The sequence below is a fragment of the Blautia sp. HCP3S3_B11 genome (assembly GCF_052064435.1).
Classification (GTDB): domain Bacteria; phylum Bacillota; class Clostridia; order Lachnospirales; family Lachnospiraceae; genus Blautia_A.
The window spans coordinates 20,665-38,036 of record NZ_JBQHVP010000004.1; the positions used below are offsets into that span (position 1 = coordinate 20,665).

11 protein-coding genes are annotated in these 17,372 nt (G+C 45.6%); 1 reads left to right on the forward strand and 10 read right to left on the reverse strand.

Annotation, left to right across the window (positions count from 1 at the left end; translation table 11 throughout):
- Position 1: 1 nt before the first annotated feature.
- The 8 genes from ACTNC0_RS03800 to ACTNC0_RS03835 all read right to left on the reverse strand — a co-directional run bounded on the left by ACTNC0_RS03800 (position 2) and on the right by ACTNC0_RS03835 (position 8,492).
- On the reverse strand, positions 2–3,778 hold the full coding sequence (locus ACTNC0_RS03800; protein ID WP_441086388.1) for an FtsX-like permease family protein: 3,777 nt from the start codon (positions 3,776–3,778) through the stop codon (positions 2–4).
- A gap of 13 nt (positions 3,779–3,791) precedes the next feature.
- Positions 3,792–4,508, reverse strand: coding sequence for an ABC transporter ATP-binding protein (locus ACTNC0_RS03805; RefSeq protein WP_022381281.1), 717 nt, complete (start codon positions 4,506–4,508; stop codon positions 3,792–3,794).
- A gap of 240 nt (positions 4,509–4,748) precedes the next feature.
- Positions 4,749–5,717: a Gfo/Idh/MocA family protein gene (locus ACTNC0_RS03810; protein WP_441086389.1), complete on the reverse strand. Its 969-nt coding sequence runs from the start codon at positions 5,715–5,717 to the stop codon at positions 4,749–4,751.
- A 122-nt stretch (positions 5,718–5,839) separates the two neighbouring features.
- Positions 5,840–6,037, reverse strand: coding sequence for a small, acid-soluble spore protein, alpha/beta type (locus ACTNC0_RS03815; protein WP_022380942.1), 198 nt, complete (start codon positions 6,035–6,037; stop codon positions 5,840–5,842).
- Between the two features lie 144 nt (positions 6,038–6,181).
- Complete coding sequence (locus ACTNC0_RS03820; protein ID WP_008706626.1) at positions 6,182–6,367, reverse strand: PspC domain-containing protein; 186 nt, start codon at positions 6,365–6,367, stop codon at positions 6,182–6,184.
- Between the two features lie 132 nt (positions 6,368–6,499).
- On the reverse strand, positions 6,500–7,471 hold the full coding sequence (locus ACTNC0_RS03825) for a hypothetical protein (protein WP_441086390.1): 972 nt from the start codon (positions 7,469–7,471) through the stop codon (positions 6,500–6,502).
- A complete protein-coding gene (locus ACTNC0_RS03830; protein WP_441086391.1) occupies positions 7,468–8,175 on the reverse strand; it encodes a DUF1700 domain-containing protein in 708 nt (235 codons plus the stop codon). The genes ACTNC0_RS03825 and ACTNC0_RS03830 overlap by 4 nt, the downstream gene beginning before the upstream one ends.
- Positions 8,172–8,492 carry a PadR family transcriptional regulator gene (locus ACTNC0_RS03835; RefSeq protein WP_020993548.1) on the reverse strand — a complete coding sequence of 107 codons (321 nt, stop codon included), beginning with the start codon at positions 8,490–8,492 and terminating at the stop codon, positions 8,172–8,174. The genes ACTNC0_RS03830 and ACTNC0_RS03835 overlap by 4 nt, the downstream gene beginning before the upstream one ends.
- Before the next feature lie 231 nt (positions 8,493–8,723).
- Between ACTNC0_RS03835 and ACTNC0_RS03840 the strand changes: the two genes are divergently transcribed.
- Positions 8,724–10,127, forward strand: coding sequence for an RsmF rRNA methyltransferase first C-terminal domain-containing protein (locus ACTNC0_RS03840; protein ID WP_441086392.1), 1,404 nt, complete (start codon positions 8,724–8,726; stop codon positions 10,125–10,127).
- A 55-nt stretch (positions 10,128–10,182) separates the two neighbouring features.
- Here the strand turns inward: ACTNC0_RS03840 and addA are convergent, their stop codons facing one another.
- Together addA and addB are read right to left on the reverse strand one after the other, a co-directional pair.
- Positions 10,183–13,992, reverse strand: a complete 3,810-nt coding sequence (gene addA, locus ACTNC0_RS03845) for a helicase-exonuclease AddAB subunit AddA (RefSeq protein ID WP_441086393.1) — start codon at positions 13,990–13,992, stop codon at positions 10,183–10,185.
- Between the two features lies 1 nt (position 13,993).
- The gene (addB, locus tag ACTNC0_RS03850) at positions 13,994–17,368 is read right to left on the reverse strand and encodes a helicase-exonuclease AddAB subunit AddB (RefSeq protein ID WP_441086394.1); all 3,375 of its coding nucleotides are present in this window, start codon (positions 17,366–17,368) and stop codon (positions 13,994–13,996) included.
- Positions 17,369–17,372 lie beyond the last annotated feature (4 nt).

Sequence of the window (17,372 nt, forward strand, 5' to 3'; positions counted from 1 at the left end):
TTTATTCCACACTTTTCAGGGATTCTACCATGTCAATCTTCTTTAATTTCTGATGCATAAACAGATTTACGATCATGGAGAATCCAATTGTCAGCAGTCCGCAGTACAGGAAACTGACAGGATTAATATTTCTTCCAAACATAACCGCATCCACTTCCACAGTACGGATAATATACCTGTGCAAAAAGATTCCGAATACAGCACCTGCCAGCACTCCTATGAAAGTAAGGATAACATTCTCCCTGTATACATAAGCAGAAACCTCAGTATCATAGAATCCCAGTACCTTCAGAGTTGCCAGTTCTCTCTGGCGCTCCGTAATGTTGACATTGTTCAGATTGTACAGAACCACAAAAGCAAGCATTCCCGCAGAAATGATCAGCACTATGATCACCGTATCCAATGCCCCCAGCATTCTGTGAAGCTGAGCCTCCAGACTGCTGGTATAGCTGATGCTTAACGCAGCCGGATGCTTCAAGATCTCATTTCCCACCTCAGATTCTGATTCTTTGTACTCCTCTTTTACCGTGAATACAGTTGCAGAATAGTTCGGCTTCTCCCCGAAGGTCTGTTCATAGACATTTCCTGTCATATAAATATAATGTCCCATGTAATTCTCTGTCACTGCTGCGATCTTTGTCTCATAATTTTTTCCATCCTTTGTGATAGTCATGGTATCCCCGACTTTCAGTCCTGTCAGAGTTGCCGTCTTCTCACTGATCACTGTACCTGCATCCGTCAGCTTATATTTCTCTTTTGTCTTTCTGTCCTGAAGAGTTACATCCTTATTAAAGGTCTCAAGATTCTCAGGCACATACACATATACGCTGATATTGGATTTATTTCTGGGAACACTCATTTTGGTAAACTGGACATGGGTATATCTCTCGATCTGGCTGTCATTCTTCAGAAACTCATCCAGCTCCTGTCTCTCCTTATCTGTGGCATCCTCATCATCAATGATCGTTCCGGTGTAATGCTGAAGCTCCTGATACTGCCGTCTGGCAATATCCATAATGGAATCCCTGAGTCCAAAGCCTACCAGCATCAGCGCCATACTTCCTGAAATACCGAAAATCGTCATAAAGAAACGTTTTTTATATCGGAAAAGGTTTCTCAGAGTAGATTTCCATGTAAAATTCAGATGCTTCCAGAAAAGCGGGATCCGTTCCAACAGGATTCTCTTACCCTCTTTGGGAGCAGGCGGACGCATCAATGATGCCGGGGTTTCCGCCAGTGCCCTGTAGCAGGAGAAAATGGTGGCTCCGACGGTACACACAGTTGCCGCACCTGCCGCTATCATTGCAAATTTAAATTCATAACGGATCTGGATATTGTTCATCATTCCCTTGTACATAATGCCATACCCGTTAATAATAACCAAAGGCAGGATCTTCTCTCCGATCAGAATTCCCAGAATACTGCCTCCCACTGTGGCAAGAAAGGCATACAGCAGATATTTGGAGGCAATCGCATACTTTCCGTATCCCAGCGCCTTCATTGTACCGATCTGGGTTCTCTGTTCCTCCACCATTCGTGTCATGGTAGTCAGACTTACCAGTGCAGCCACCAGGAAAAAGATAACAGGGAAAACCTGTCCGATACTTCTCATTCTGTCTGCATTATCCCCATAATCTGAATATTCCGGAAGATCATTGCGGTCCGTTACCATCCATTCCGGCATACTGATATCATCGATCTCATCCTGAGCATCCTGAATCTTCTTCTCACCATCTGCGATCTCTTTCTCTGCATCCTTCTTGCCGTCTTCGTATTCCTTTTTACCTTCTTCCAGATCCTTCTCTGCTTTCTTGATGTCCTTTCTGGAATCCTTCAGCTTCTGCTCATTCTCTGAGATTTCCTTCTCGCCATCCTTCAGCTTCTGTTCATTGTCGGCAATCTCTTTCTCGCCGGAAGCAAGCTTCCCTTCATTCTCCTGGATCTGCGCTTCTCCTGAAGCAAGCTCTGCCTCTTTCTCCTCTAACTGAGCCTGGCTGGAATTTAATTTTGCTTTTGCAGCATCAATCTGTTCCTGTGCTGACTCAAGCTGGGCTTCTTTTTCCTGAATCTCTTTTCTGGCTGGTTCCAGTTTCTTCTCCTGGGCCTTCACCTCTTTCCAGCCTGCATCAATCTTTGCCTGTGCATCGGGAAGTGCGGCCTCCTGCTGGTTTAATTCCGCTTCCTTTGTATCAAGCTGGGCAAGTCCGCTCTCCACCTGGCTTAAACCACTCTCCAGTTCACTTCTTGCTGCTGCGATCTGGTTTCTGGCTGCTTCCAGCTGGGCTGCCTGACTGTCCACCTGCTCCTGATAAGTGGAAACCTGTGCTGCCAGAGCTGCCAGGTCTTCCTCGGAATATGTGCCTGAAGCTTGTGCCTGCTCATACTGTGCCTGCAATGCTGCAAGCTGACTTCTGGCACTCTCTAACTGGGTCTCTCCTTCGGAAAGCTGTGCCTCCTGCTGCTCAATCTGCGCAAGTCCCTGATTACAGCTTTCCTTTTTGGCATTTAAGTCCTGTCTGGTTGCTGCGATCTGCTCTCTGCCGGACTGGATCTGTGCCTTGCCATTGTCAAGCTCCTGCTGGCTCTGGGTAAGCTGCGCCTTTACATCTGCAATCTGCTTCTCACCGGCACTTAACTGATTTTTTCCATCCTGCAGCTGTGCCTTGCCCTCATCAAGCTTTGCCTGGTTCTCGGAAACCTCTGCCCATCCGGCATTCAACTGTTCCTTTGCAGATGCGATCTGCGCTCTGCCGCTGGCAAGCTGCTCTTTCGCACTGGCAAGCTGGGATCTGCCATCCTCTAATTCCTTCTTTGCGTCTGCAAGCTGGGCTTTTCCGTCCTCCAGCTCCTTTCTGGCATCTGCAAGCTTTTTCTTGCCATCCTTATATTCTTTCTTTCCGTCTTTTAACTTCTTTTCGCCGTCCTCCAGTTCCTGTCTGGCATCCGCAAGCTTCTCATCAGCTTCCTTCTTTCCGTCTTCCAGTTCCTTTCTGGCATCTGCAAGCTTGTCATTAGCTTCCTCTACAATCTCATCATATCTGACCTGACACCGTTCTGCCTCAATCCCCTCCACTTGCTCCTGCGCTCTCTCTATCAGGGAATCATAAGCATCTGTATAACTGATCAGATTCTGTGCCCCATGAGCCTGCACATAGATCTGTGTATAAACCTCCTGATCAAAATCCTCAGGAAGCACATAGGCAAATCCATTAACCTCACCGGAACCCAGAGTGGAATTTCCGCGATTATAGGATATGTAGAGAGGACTTTTGCCTAAACCCACAACTGTGTAATCTGTCTTTTTCAGCAGTTCGCTGTCTCCATCCTGTTTCAGGGTAATCTGATCTCCCACCTGATATCCATTGCTCTCAGCAAAAATGCAATCAAGGAAAATCTCTCCGCTTTTTTCCGGTACTTTTCCCTCTGTCACTGAGATCCGGTTCATGGTTTGATTCACAGCTTCCACATGGAGTACCTTCTGCTTCTCGCCTTCTCCACACATTACATCTGTTCCATAAGCACCTTCTGCATTCTCTACTCCGTCCACTTGCCTGATGGCAGACACATCATCCTCCGTCAGTCCCAGAGTTCCCACTACTTTGATATCCATAAGATTGGTTTCATCATAATAAGCATCGCCTGAGAAGCGCATATCTGGCGACGAAGCCTGTATCCCGGAAAAGAATGCAACTCCCAGGGCAACGATCATAAATATAGAAATAAATCTGGCCTTACTTTTGCGTATCTCCATCCAGAAATCTTTATGCATTGCTTTCATATTCATCACCTACCTACCATTCTATCTCCTCAATCGGTGTAGGATGGTCATTCATCGTCATCCTGGAAACCTTACCGTTCTTAATCTTGATCACACGGTCTGCCATAGGTGTCAGCGCCGAGTTATGGGTAATGACAATTACCGTCATTCCACGTTCCCTGCACATATCCTGCAAAAGCTTCAGGATTGCCTTACCAGTCTGGTAGTCCAGTGCACCTGTAGGCTCATCACACAATAACAGCTTGGGATTCTTCGCCAGCGCCCTGGCAATGGAAACTCTCTGCTGTTCACCACCGGAAAGCTGTGCCGGGAAATTGGTCAGTCTGTCCTTCAGTCCCACTTCCTCCAGAACCTCCCTGGCATCCAACGGATTTTTACAGATCTGCAATGCCAGTTCTACGTTCTCCAGCGCTGTAAGATTAGGCACCAGATTATAGAACTGGAATACAAATCCAATATCATTTCTCCGATAACCGGTAAGCTGCCTGCTGTTATATCTGGCAATATTCCTTCCATCCACCAGAACTTCTCCGCTGGTAGCCTGATCCATACCCCCAAGAATATTCAGCACTGTCGTCTTGCCCGCACCGCTGGGACCAACGATCACTACAAACTCTCCCTTGGCAATCTCAAAGCTGATCTCATCCACTGCAACGATCTTTACTTCTTTGGTTCCATATATCTTGGAAACCTTATCCAGTTTTACATATGCATCTGTCATCTCACTCATCCGCATTTCCCCTGTAATTTTATTTTTGCTACACCGGTAATTTTATTTTGTTACAATTATTAACGATTCTTTTGACCCCGATTTATTTCCGTATTCATTTACAGGCAGGTCAAATTCTGACCTGCCTGGTAGTCTTAATGGTTATATTTATTGTAACACATTATACTTATAATTCAAAATAAAATATTCATAAACAAATGCAAAATCGTTACCGTCCGCTCCGTTCTCGGCAACACAAAATCACTCAATCCACGGAATCTCATAATTCCAGGATTTACGGATATCGTCCAAGATTTTCATAATCCTTATTGTCTCTGCATGAGGCATTTCCGGACACTCCATTTTTCCTTCCTGGATTGCTTTCATGCAGGATTCTACCTCATATTCATATCCTGAGATCTGTTCCGGCACAACATAAGAAGCCACTTCTTTATGGTCGGTATCAAACACTGTAATCTTTTCCGGATTATTGATATTCTGCACCTGCATATATCCTCTGGTTCCGAAAATACTTCCCATTCTGTCTGAGATTTCTCTTGCTCCACACTGAAGGGTTGCCATGCGGTCTCCCTCAAACACCATGGCAATGCTGTCCAGAATATCCACTCCATTCTGAAAGATTGCGGTAGCCTTTACATCCTTTACCTTATCGCCAAGCACCATAGCGGCAAAATTGATCGGATATACGCCTACATCCAGAAGAGCACCTCCCGCAAGCTCCGGTTTACGGATACGTTCCACATGACTTACTGTATAGCTGAGATTCGCGGTAACTGCCATAACTTCTCCGATCACACCGCTTTCAATAATATCGTTGATCATCTTTCTGGACGGCATATATCTTGTCCAGATTGCTTCTGTGATCAGAAGCTTTTTCTCTTTTGCAAGATCAAATAATTTCTGTGCCTGCTCTGCATTTACAGTAAATGCCTTTTCACAAAGCACATGCTTTCCTGCTTCCAGACACATTTTCGCATGCAGATAATGGTGTGAATGAGGGGTTGCGATATAAACCAGTTCAACCTCATCATCTGCCAGCATTTCCTCATAGGATCCATATGCTTTTTTTACTTCATATTTCTGTGCAAATACCCGGGCACGTTCCAGATCACGGGCAGCAACCGCATACGCCTCCACATCTTTCATTCCTGCCACTGTTTTCGCCATAGTAGAAGCAATGCCTCCTGCTCCCAGAATACCTAACTTCATTTTATTGTCCTCCCATATTTATAGCAGATAAAATTATCCACTTCGCTACTTGCTCTAATTTTACAGCATCATCGCCCGGAGAACAAGTTTATTCCGTTATATGTTTATCCCATATCATTCATTTATTTTTTCAGTTTCTCTTTTTTTCGTTTCGTCATCAGCCCTCCGATCCGTCCGGTCTCTTTCGCAGACAGACTTTTCCATCCATCACTCAATACCCTGTCCAGCAGTCCCATTTCCTCTGCAATTTCATACTTCATTCTGACCTCCGGCAATAATTCTCCATCAAGATAAGCTTTTATTTCCTTCTCTTTATCCAAAACAGCCCACACTCCTTTTCTTTGGAGTATGGGCTGTTTTCTTAATTTTTATACTGTATTTCATTCAAGAGGATATTCGCAATCCGCTTCGCTGCCTGATTCGGTTAAACTTCTGTCTATTGCAGATTGGATTCTGAGATTCTGTTATCTTTTGGGAATAATAATTGCTGCAATGATATATGCCCAGATTCCCGCACCGCCAAAGCAGGTAAGGATCACCCATGCCAGACGCACCAGCGTAGGGTCAATATCAAAATATTCTGCGATTCCTCCACATACACCGCAAAGCATACTGTTTTCTGATGATTTGTATAAACGTTTGTCACCCATGTTCCATTTCCTCCTTAAACCCAGATTAGTCGAGCAGATAAAATCATCCGCTTCGTTACTTACTCTACACCGAATGACTTCCTGATTCGGTTAAATACCACTTTTATTTCTGCACGTCAGAGTATATGCTCTTCAGGATATCTGCAAATCTCTGTGCTCTTTCCCGGAGAAATCTACTGATATATTTCCCATACCGCACTCCAGATCCAGTTTCCTGTCTGCGCCTTTATTGGAAATGGTTTTCTCCCGTCCAAGTCCACTGTAGGAATCAGAACCTACATCCAGATTTCCCACTCCACATTCCAGATCATAATTATAATCCTCCTGCGTACCGGTCAGTGTCAGATCCAGTTCACCCAGACCACATTCTCCATCTGTCTTCCTGGCGCTCAGATCTGCAAATGTCATACTTCCGGTTCCGATTTCCAGATCTGCCTCCCTTGCAGTCACCGGATTCTTACTTTCAAATTCCCCGGCTCCCATCTCCACACTCAGCTTCTCTGTCTCAATATCTCTGTTCAGATAAACAGTACCTGCACCCATCTCAATCTCCAGCTCCTGAAGCTTAACATCTTCCGGATAGGAAATATGCACCTTTCTGGTTTTAGACAGCTTTTTCGTGCTTCTGACCTTAAGAGTATCCGAACTCTCCTTCACTGTCACATTCTTCCCACTGTCATCATAAACTCTGACACAGAAACTGTCACCCTCTTCCAGAATCAGCTCATCGTACTTCAGCTCTATATCCAGCTTTGTGGGCTGATACTTCAACTGATATACAGTGCTATCTTCCTCATTCTCATCAACAGCGCGGGCATAATCCTCACTGTCGTCACAGTCGTCGCTGTCATCATAATCATCGCTGTCATAGTCATCGCTGTCATCATAATCACCACTGTCGTCATAATCATCATCGTCATCATAATCATCGCTGTCATCATAATCATAATCCCCGTCTGCCACCAGAAGCACCCTTTTCAGGCTTTTCACCCCTGTCAGTTCCGACATACTGGCTCCCATAACACCACCGGCAGCTGTCAGCCCGATTCCCACAGCACCAAAAATCCCCGCTGCGATCAACATTCCTTTTGTAAACTTCTTCATTTAACCTCCTCCTTTCTCTTTCTGTAAAGCACCCTGTTAAAAAAGTCAGTAATCTTCCGAAACCATTTCGGCACAATGCGTACTGCGATGCTGATCAGTCCTAATATCATAAGGATTGCCAGAGCAATCATCAGACATCCAATTCCTATGGTCATGATCCCGGTTCCGGTCATTACAGCCAAAAGCCCTGCTCCAGCCACAACAGCTGCGATTCCGCCAACCAGTAAAACCACAGCACCTATGCCCAATCCAACGATCAGCCAGAACGGAAGCAGTAAAATTCCAACTGCAAATGTCAGAATCCCACCAACAGCCCCCTTAACAAAAGGAGAAATAAAAACCAGCAGGATCACCGCAAGGATCAGCACCGCCTGATTCCCCTTTCTGAAAAAACGCTTCCCTGTTCCCGACTCTTCTCCATATTTCTCAGGCATCTGTCCTCTCTCTTTAGTCCGGGCATCCTCATAGCCATGCTCCGTATATTCTCCATACTCATAGCCTCCTGCCGAACCTTTCAGATCCGCCTTGATGATCGCTGCAACCTTCTCTGGACTTCCAAGTTCCCTGAGCACCGAAGCTTCATTCTCAGCTCCTGCATCATCGAAATAACTATTATAAAAATCAAGGGCATCCTGCCTCTCTGTCTCGGAAATATCAGCAAGCAGCTTCTCCAGCTCCTGCATAAACCGCGCCCTGTCCATCATCCTATTCCTCCCTCAAACATCCCGCTTATCTTGGATGCATAAATTTTCCATTCAGCTTTATAAAACTCCAGCTGCGCAGCACCTCTGTCCGTCAGCTTATAATAACGCCGGTTACGTCCCGCATACGCCATATCGTAAACCTCCAGACAATCATCCTTCTGCAGCCTCCTGAGCACCGGATACAAAGTAGACTCCGAAACATCCAGAACTCCACGCACATCCTGCGTGATCTTATACCCGTAAGTCCCTTCCTTCTCCTTAGAAACAACCGCCAGAACAACCGCATCCAGAAGCGCAGCACCCGTATTAAAAACCATATGCTCACTCCCTCGTTTCAATTATGCCCTGCATAAATATCATTATCTCTGCAATCCTGCCGTATGCTATATACTATACAGAACATTAATATTGTTTTGTTAACTATATTATATGATGTATAATATCATTTTGTCAATACTATTTAGCAAAAATCCATTATCATTTATAATTACCATGATATCTATCTATAAACATTCGACTAAACTACAGCAAAGGAAACTTACCCAATTATGAACAAAAATACAACACAACTTCACCCCGCATTCCTCTCTCGAATGGAAGAAATGCTCGGCAACGAATATCCAGCTTTCATCTCCAGCTTCAATGCCCCCCGAACCTACGGCCTGCGCATAAACACCTCCAAGATCACCTGCGAAGGCTTCGAAAACCTGTCTCCATTTCCAATCCGCCAGATTCCATGGATCAAAAACGGCTACTTCTACGATGAAGACATCCGCCCCTCCAGATGCCCATACTACCAGGCCGGCCTCTACTACCTTCAGGAACCCAGCGCCATGACCCCCGCCTCCCGCATCCCCATCGAGCCGGGTGACAGAGTCCTGGACCTCTGCGCAGCCCCGGGCGGCAAGGCAACTGCAGCAGGCGCAGCACTTCAGGGACAGGGACTTCTGGTAGCAAACGATATCAGCACTTCCCGCGCCAGAGCCCTCCTTCGCAACCTGGAACTCTTCGGCATCCCAAATGTCTTCGTAGCAAACGAAACACCTGCAAAGTTAACCAAAGCATTCCCCGAATTCTTCGACAAGATCATCCTGGATGCTCCATGCTCCGGAGAAGGAATGTTCCGTAAGGAAGAAGCCCTTGCCAAAGACTGGACTCCCGAAAAATCCATGGAGCTTTCCGAAATCCAGAAAGAGCTTATCCTCCAGGCAGCCGATATGCTCCGTCCCGGCGGACTGATGCTTTACTCTACATGCACATTCGCGCCTGCAGAAGACGAACAAACTGTTTCCTGGCTTCTGGAAAACCGTCCTGACATGGAACTGGCAGAAATGGAAGATTATGAAGGCTTCTCCCATGGAGTTCCTGAATGGGGAAACGGAAATCCTGAACTTATCAAATGCATCCGGATTTTCCCACACAAAATGAACGGAGAGGGACACTTCCTTGCGCTCTTCCGTAAAAAAGGACAGGCAATCAAGGAAAGCTCCCGTCCTCACACAAAACCGGACAAAAACGCATTTCCACTGATTGAGGAATTTCTGAACGAAATCGGTCTGAAAATCCTCTGCGGCCAGCCGTTTGACTGGGAACGTGTGGAAATCCGCGGTGATAAAGCCTACTATCTTCCCCCGGTTGCCCACAACTTCCGTGGCATCACCTTCTTAAGAAACGGTCTCTATCTCGGTGACCTGAAGAAAAACCGCTTCGAGCCGTCTCAGCCACTTGCACTGGCAATCCGCAAAGATGAAGCAGAAGCAGTCATCTCTCTCTCCGCTTCTGACGAAAGGATCACCAGATATTTAAAGGGCGAAACCTTAAATATCGAACCCGACGAAGCAGCTCACAAAAAAGGCTGGCATCTCCTCTGTGCAGATGGATATCCCATTGGCTTCGGTAAACTGGTCAACCAGATCCTGAAAAACAAATATCCGGCAGGGTGGCGCGTATAACACGCGCTTATCCCTGCCGGATATTTGAATTCACAATAATAAATTTTTATTCCGCTTACAGCAATATCTCTTTCTGCAATGTAAACGAATAAATGATCTTCTCCTTCACTTTTTTCCCTGTCATCCGCTCCAATGCCCGGGCATAATCCTCAAGCTGCACATGATACAGATCGATCAGCTTCTGTTCCTGCCCTCTCCTCACTCTATCCGTTTTATAGTCCACAAGAACAATCTCTTCCTCTTCCATAAAATAGGCATCGATAATTCCCTGCACCAGCACTGTTTCGTTCTTCCAACCATCATCGAGCATAGAAGCATTTCTCTGGATCACAAAAGGCTGTTCTCTGTAAAGATGTTTTTTCATGGCAGCCTTCTTCATTCTCTGCCCCAGTCTGGACTCCACAAACCTCCTGATATCCCGGATCCGAATACATTCCGCTTCCTGCTCTGTCATTTTCTGGCTCTCCAGAAGTCTCTTTAACTGAGCCCGAAGCTGTTCCTCTGTATCTGTTTCTGCATAATCCAGACATTCCATTACTCTGTGGTAAGCAGTACCTCTGGCAGCCCCCTTATACTCTTCCTGCTTCTCTGCCATAAATGCGGGAACCGGCGCTTCCTGTTCTTCCTCCTGCTCTTCGGCAGACACACTGATATTCTCTTCCAGTTCACTTTCATCATGCCAGCTTCTCTTTTTCAGATCCGAAACACTGACTTTAACCGGAATATCTTCCAGATATTTATACGGATATACAAAGGAAAATCTCTTCTCTATCTCTTCCTTCACAGCCTCATCATACACTTTATTTTCATCCCAGTTCTTCAGATATTCCTCCTGCATCTGGTTTCCTGCCTGGATGAGAACTGCCTTTTCTGTCATCTGACGGACAGTAATCTTTTTTATCACAAACTCAGAGATATCATCGTAAATCCCCGGCTGTTTCTTCATGAGGATTCCATATTCCCACAGAAGTTCACTCATGGCCCGATGCCGCACCAGTGCAGGCAGTACAAAAGCCCAGTAATTCTTTGCTTTCATTCTGGTTCCCAGTGGGAGCAGTTCTTCTTCCTCATCCAGAAAACGCGACAGCGACAGCATCTGCTTTTCCAGCTTTCCGACTGTTCCTGTAAGGATCAGTTTCTCTTTTGCTCTTGTCATGGCAACGTAAAGTACCCTCAGTTCCTCTCCCAGACTCTCCTTCAGAAGCTGTCTTCTGATCACCTGCTTATTCAGCGAAGATGCAATCACCCGTTTCTCCGGTATGATAGCATCAGCCCCTATTCCCAGTTCCGGATGAAGCAAAAGACCTGCATTCATATCCTGAAAATTAAACTGTTTTCCCATACCGGCCACAAATACTACCGGAAATTCAAGTCCCTTACTCTTGTGGATCGTCATGATCTCCACTGCGGTATTGCCCGCTCCTGTCAGATTGACTTCTCCATAGTCTACCTGATATGCCTGTAGCTGTTCGATATAACGAACAAAGTTAAACAGACCCCTGTAGCTTGTCTTCTCATAGTCCATAGCTTTCTCCACAAGCATGGTAAGATTTGCAAAACGCTGCTCCCCTCCCGGAAGTGCCCTTGCATAATCTCCATACCCGGTTTCTTTCAGCACATAAAGGATCAATTCGTGAACCGGCGTATATGCAGCCATATTTCTTACCTTTTCAAGGAGACTCAGAAATCCTTTTAATTTAATATTCAGAGAGTTCTTTTCATCTGTTCGCAGATTACTGTTTAACCATTCAGATTTCAGCTTATCCGGATCCAGTTCTTTTTCGGGGATTTCATTTTCTCCTGCATATGCCGAAACACTCTCATAGAGCAGACCATCAGGATACCGTATTCTAAGCTCTGCCAGTTCCTGTGAAGTGCATCCGACGATCGGTGAACGAAGCACTCCCATAAGCGGAATATCCTGCAGCGGATTGTCACACACCTTCAGATAATTCAATACAGTCACAATCTCGGTTGCAGAGAAATATCCGGTTCTTGATGTACAATATACGGGAATCCCCTGAGATGCCAGCACTTCCCTGAAGGTTTCTGCCCATCCATAGGCAGTGCGCAGCAGGATTACAATATCCCCGTATTCCACAGGCCGGTATTCCTTCGTCTCTTTATCTACAATCTGTTCTTTTCCCACAATTTCTTTAATTCTCTGTGCAATGGCCAGTGCTTCCAGTTCCTGCCCTGTCTGATTTTCCATTTCCCTGCGGTTTCCCGATGCACCTGCGTCTTCATAGTCCTGTACATCAGACAGTTCTTCTCCGTCTTTCTCTATCAGAAGAACCTCTGTCTTTACAAATTCCTCTGACTCTCCTTCCGGAAAAGAAGCTCCGGGATAAAGGGCCGCATCTTTGTCATAGGTAATCCCTCCCAGGTCTTCCCCCATGATCTGTCGGAAAATAAAGTTTACACTCTCCAGAACCTGTTCCCTGCTCCGGAAATTTTTGTGCAGGTCAATTCTCTGCTCCTGTGCTTCTTCTGTGGAATAACTTTTATATTTTTCCATGAAAAGCTCCGGCCTTGCCAGACGGAAACGATAGATACTCTGCTTTACATCTCCTACCATGAAGATATTTTTCTTCTGGTTGATCCACCCGGATACTGCTGTTGTCAGAAGCTCCTGCACTAAGTTACTGTCCTGATATTCATCCACCAGGACTTCATCATACTTTGCGGAAAGTTCTCTCGCAGCCTGAGACATATGGATTTCTTCCCCTTCTTTCGTCATCAGTATCTGCAAGGCAAAATGTTCCATATCCGTAAAATCCAGAATATTCTTTTCTCTCTTTGCCTCTCCAAACTGTTCTTTAAACTGTACCGTCAGTTCAACTAACATCTCTATAGGACCTCTGATATATCTGATCACTTCCAGAAGTTCCTTCTCTGTACTCTGGAAATATCGCTGCCCCAGTTCCTTCAGAATCCCCTTTTCCTCATCCCGGATATCTTTCACTCTCTGCTTCTTCTGTTCATCTACATCCGCAGCCTTCTTTGTGCTCAGCCGGGCAAATGAGGGTTTCATGAGTATTTCTGCAGTTCCATTATAATCTCTTTTCTCTGCCAGCTCCTGCAGACTTCTTATAAGAAGCAGATCACTGCTCAATGCCTCATCATACAGATACGGACCATCCTGCTCTGAGCAGATTCTTCGAGCCTCCTGCACCAGAAGCTTCGCTTCCTGCAGTTCATCCTTCACTGCATCCCAGAGCATTCTCATCCACTCAGTCTCTCTTAACTCTTCCAGGGAATCAATCCTGTAATCATCCATACATCCGGACAGCCATTCCTGCGGAAAAGGATTGCTCATAGCCATTTCATATAATTTCTGTATCAGGTTTCCCAGATTTTCATCTGACTTTCCTGTTGCAAAGCATTCCACGAATTTCTGAAACTTTTCATCTTTTTTGGCATAATATTCTTCAAGCAGTGCTTTCACAACATCTCCTCGCAGAAGCTTCAGTTCCCCCTCATCTGCCGTCCGATATCCCGGATCCAGTCCGATCAGATGAAAGTAATTCCGGATAATATAGGCACAGAAACCATCAATAGTTGTAATCTGTGCAGTATGAAGCAGGGTTGTCTGTCTCTGCAGATGCTCATTATCGGAATCCTCACAGAGTGCTTTTTCAATAGCTGCCGAGATCCTCTCTTTCATTTCACCTGCTGCCGCTCTTGTAAATGTCATGATCAGCAGTCTGTCAATATCCACAGGGTGTTCTTTATCTGTGATCTTACTCAGGATACGTTCTACCAGTACTGCCGTTTTTCCGGATCCGGCTGCCGCACTGACCAGAATATTTCTGTCCCGCAGCCGTATAACCTCCTGCTGCTCCTTTGTCCACTGTACGCCCATCTTATTCTGCCTCCCTGTCAAATGCTTTCCATAATTCCTCATCAGAAAAGTTTTTCAGTCTGCGGAATTCATATCCTGACAGCCTGCGGTCAAATCCGCATACCGTCATATACGGACAATAAGTACACGCATTCTTTTTTCCGAGCTCATAGGGAGAAACCTCTGCATCTCCCTCCAGAATAGAACTTCTTATCTTCTCAATCTTCGTCCTTACATACCGTCCAAGCACTGCGAACTGTGTTCTGTCTGCCACAGAAGAATTTTTGCGAAAGCTTCCGTCCTTATTAAATGCGACAGGAATGGAGCCAAGGCTGCTGTCCATCCTGTACACAAGCTCCGGATCTGCCTGAACCAGCCCATTCATCTTCAGTTCTTTCATAAGACCTGCACTGACTGCTTCCACATCCGCATCTATCTTCTCCTGGATCATAGGATCCTTGATATTGTAATAGAAAACTCCCGCAGGAATAATCTCCTTATCCGGATACTTCTTCTGCTCTACACGCAGAGCACCATCCAGATAGATCATCAGCTGTAACTGCAGGCCATGATACAGATAAACCAGGTCAAAGGATGTATTTCCGGTTTTATAATCAATCACCTTCACATACACCTTATTCTGATCTTCCATAATATCTACTCTGTCAATCCGTCCTCCCCCGAAGGTTACCTCAAAGCCTTCCGGCTGAAATTCTCCCTGTTCCAACTGTTTCTGAAGTGCCCATACCGTCCTTCTGAGGATTCTCCTTGTTCTCTCGATCATATATTCATTTCTGGCACTGCTTTTGAGCACCGTGTTTCCATAATCTGCCACAATATTATCCAGACACCAGTCCGCAATCTCATTCCGTTCCTGTTCTGTCAGCTCTGTCCATTTCATGCCTCTTTTTCGCACTTCTTCTGCAAAGCTTTCCAGTGCTTCATGCATAACATTTCCCATATCCATAGGTTTAAACTCATATTCCACACGCTCGGTAAGCTTCATTCCATACTGAAGGAAATGTGCAAATGCACAGGCTGCAAAACGTTCCAGTCTGGTAGCACTGTAAGGTGAAACCTCTCCGTATAATGCCTTCGCCACACTCTGGCTGATAATGTCCTTTGGTTTTCCGGCAAAAGCCGACTGTACCAGCTTCTGTACTCTGCTTCTGTATTCCGGATTCCGCAGATACCAGCTGTAAAGCTCTCCAAACACTGCATCCGTCTCATCTGCCTGCTCCAGAATATCCTCATGCTCCTTCTCTGTCTCCTGTGCCAGCTTCTCCAGAAACAGATCAATCCCAGCTTCCGGATTTTCCGGATAATAATAATTGTTTATAGAATTTTTATGGGGTCTGACCCCGGCTCCGCCCTCAATTTCCAGCTTCGGATACAGACTGCGTATACTCCCGATCAGATATGCCGGGCTTATGCCTTCTCCTTTTGCATTTGTATCACTATAGGAGAGGATCAGCTTTTCTCCCGGTTTCGTCATATTCAGATACAGATAAAACCTCTGCATATTCATCAGTTCTTTAGGCCCTGGTGCCAGTTCCACTCCCTGCTCCTGAAAGAAATCTCTGTCAAGCTCTGATAAGATTCCGCCTGTCTGTGTGCTCTTTGGGATATTTCCCTCATTCACGCCAACAAAGAACAACGCCTTAATCTCCTTTAAGCGGGATCGTTCCATATCACCCACCATTACCTGATCTATGCTCGGCGGAATCAGCGCTACTTTTGCCTGAGAAAGTCCTGATTCCAGAAGCTGTCGGAACTCCTGTCTGTTTACCGTTTCTTCGCCAAGAATCTCAACCATCTTATCCAGCAGGTCCATCACAATTCCATAAATCTGGTTATATTCTTTTTCCATTGCTTTATCGCCTGACTCTTTAAACTTTCGCTCCTGTCGTTTCAGTTTCTGCCAGACATTGCTTTTTTGGATAAACTCATAGAGAATCCGGCAGTATTCTTCCACTGTCTTCTTTCCGGAACCAAATCCCTGTGCAAGTTCCCTTACTTCTTCCGCAAAGATTTCTCTGATCTCATTCAGTTCCTGTATCTTCTCCGCTTCCATTCCTCTGTATACACGAACCCATTTTTCAGACCATTTCTTATATCCCCGGATTCCCAGCGCCAGCACGTAATTCTCCAGTTTATCAGCCTGTTCTCTGGTAACTTCTGACATCCCGCATCTGAGATAACGGAAAACACTCTCATAAGGAAAGCCCTGTACCACCATCTCTATGGCAGCACGCAGATACTCCACAAAAGGATTCATCAGTACCGAGTGCTTCTCGTCAATAAAATATGGAATATCTGCCTCCTCAAATACCTGTGCTGCAAGTCTTGCATATTCTTCCAGATTTCCTGTGATCACTGCAATCTCACCATAGCGGTATCCGCAGGTACGCACAAATTCTGACATCCTTCTGGCAGCCTCACGCATTTCTTCCAGGGGGGATGGGGCAGTAAATATCTTTATCTCCTGCTGCTCTTTGGAATATACGCCCTTTCTGTAGCGGAAGATATTTTTCTCCAGAAACTGTAAGGCAGGTGCATGTGCAAACCGGGACTGTCCGGATGGTTTCAGATACACCGGATCCTCCAGATCTCTGGTCAGCCCTGCAAGTGTCCGTATCATCTGTTTGCTCATAAAGAAAAGCTGATAAGGTTTTCCCTGAGAAAAAGCATCCTCCCGTTCGTCCATAGTCACAGTAACACTTATGCGGTCAGCAATGACCAGAAGTTCCCTGAGCACATTGACCTGAATTGGCGTGAATCCGGTAAATCCATCAAAGAGAAATTCCGCTCCCTTAAGTTTTTCGGAAAAAGGAAGCTGTTTAAGCAGGACATCCATCACCTCTTCCCCTGTCATATAATGCCCCTTCAGGAATTCCCTGAATGACTGATAAAAGATTCCCATATCCTTAAGCTTCATTTCAAGTAATGGCTGATCTTTGGCCTTCTCTTTCATTTCTGCCAGATTCTCTTCTCTGATATCATACTGCATAAATTCTGAAACCAGAGACTTCACCTCATCCAGATATCCCGGCTTATTCATCTGACTTCCCAGATAGGCAAGTTCCTTTCTGTGCTGCTGCACTATTTTCTGCAGCACCATGCTTTTTCCCGTATCTTCCAGAAGCTTTCTGTTATCTCCGCCGGTTTCTTCAAATACACGGTACGCAAGACGTTCAAAGCTCAGGATGTCAATATTCAGGATTCCTTTTCCCGGATGCATTTCCACCAGCGTCTTCTGTGTCTGCATGGTAAACTGCTCCGGAACAATAATATAGTAATTTCTCTCCGGGTGTTCCATGGACTCCCGGATTACTCTCTCATATGCAAAATAAGACTTTCCGGCACCGGAACTGCCGATAATAAACTGTAATGACATTCTT

What these genes read in the sequence shown, in the direction of transcription:
- ACTNC0_RS03840 (WP_441086392.1), top strand. Translation starts at nt 8,724, where the DNA reads ATGAACAAAAATACAACACAACTTCACCCCGCATTCCTCTCTCGAATG.
- addB (WP_441086394.1), bottom strand. Translation starts at nt 17,368, where the DNA reads ATGTCATTACAGTTTATTATCGGCAGTTCCGGTGCCGGAAAGTCTTAT.
- ACTNC0_RS03800 (WP_441086388.1), bottom strand. Translation starts at nt 3,778, where the DNA reads ATGAAAGCAATGCATAAAGATTTCTGGATGGAGATACGCAAAAGTAAG.
- ACTNC0_RS03825 (WP_441086390.1), bottom strand. Translation starts at nt 7,471, where the DNA reads ATGAAGAAGTTTACAAAAGGAATGTTGATCGCAGCGGGGATTTTTGGT.
- ACTNC0_RS03830 (WP_441086391.1), bottom strand. Translation starts at nt 8,175, where the DNA reads ATGATGGACAGGGCGCGGTTTATGCAGGAGCTGGAGAAGCTGCTTGCT.
- addA (WP_441086393.1), bottom strand. Translation starts at nt 13,992, where the DNA reads ATGGGCGTACAGTGGACAAAGGAGCAGCAGGAGGTTATACGGCTGCGG.
- ACTNC0_RS03820 (WP_008706626.1), bottom strand. Translation starts at nt 6,367, where the DNA reads ATGGGTGACAAACGTTTATACAAATCATCAGAAAACAGTATGCTTTGC.
- ACTNC0_RS03810 (WP_441086389.1), bottom strand. Translation starts at nt 5,717, where the DNA reads ATGAAGTTAGGTATTCTGGGAGCAGGAGGCATTGCTTCTACTATGGCG.
- ACTNC0_RS03835 (WP_020993548.1), bottom strand. Translation starts at nt 8,492, where the DNA reads ATGGTTTTTAATACGGGTGCTGCGCTTCTGGATGCGGTTGTTCTGGCG.
- ACTNC0_RS03805 (WP_022381281.1), bottom strand. Translation starts at nt 4,508, where the DNA reads ATGAGTGAGATGACAGATGCATATGTAAAACTGGATAAGGTTTCCAAG.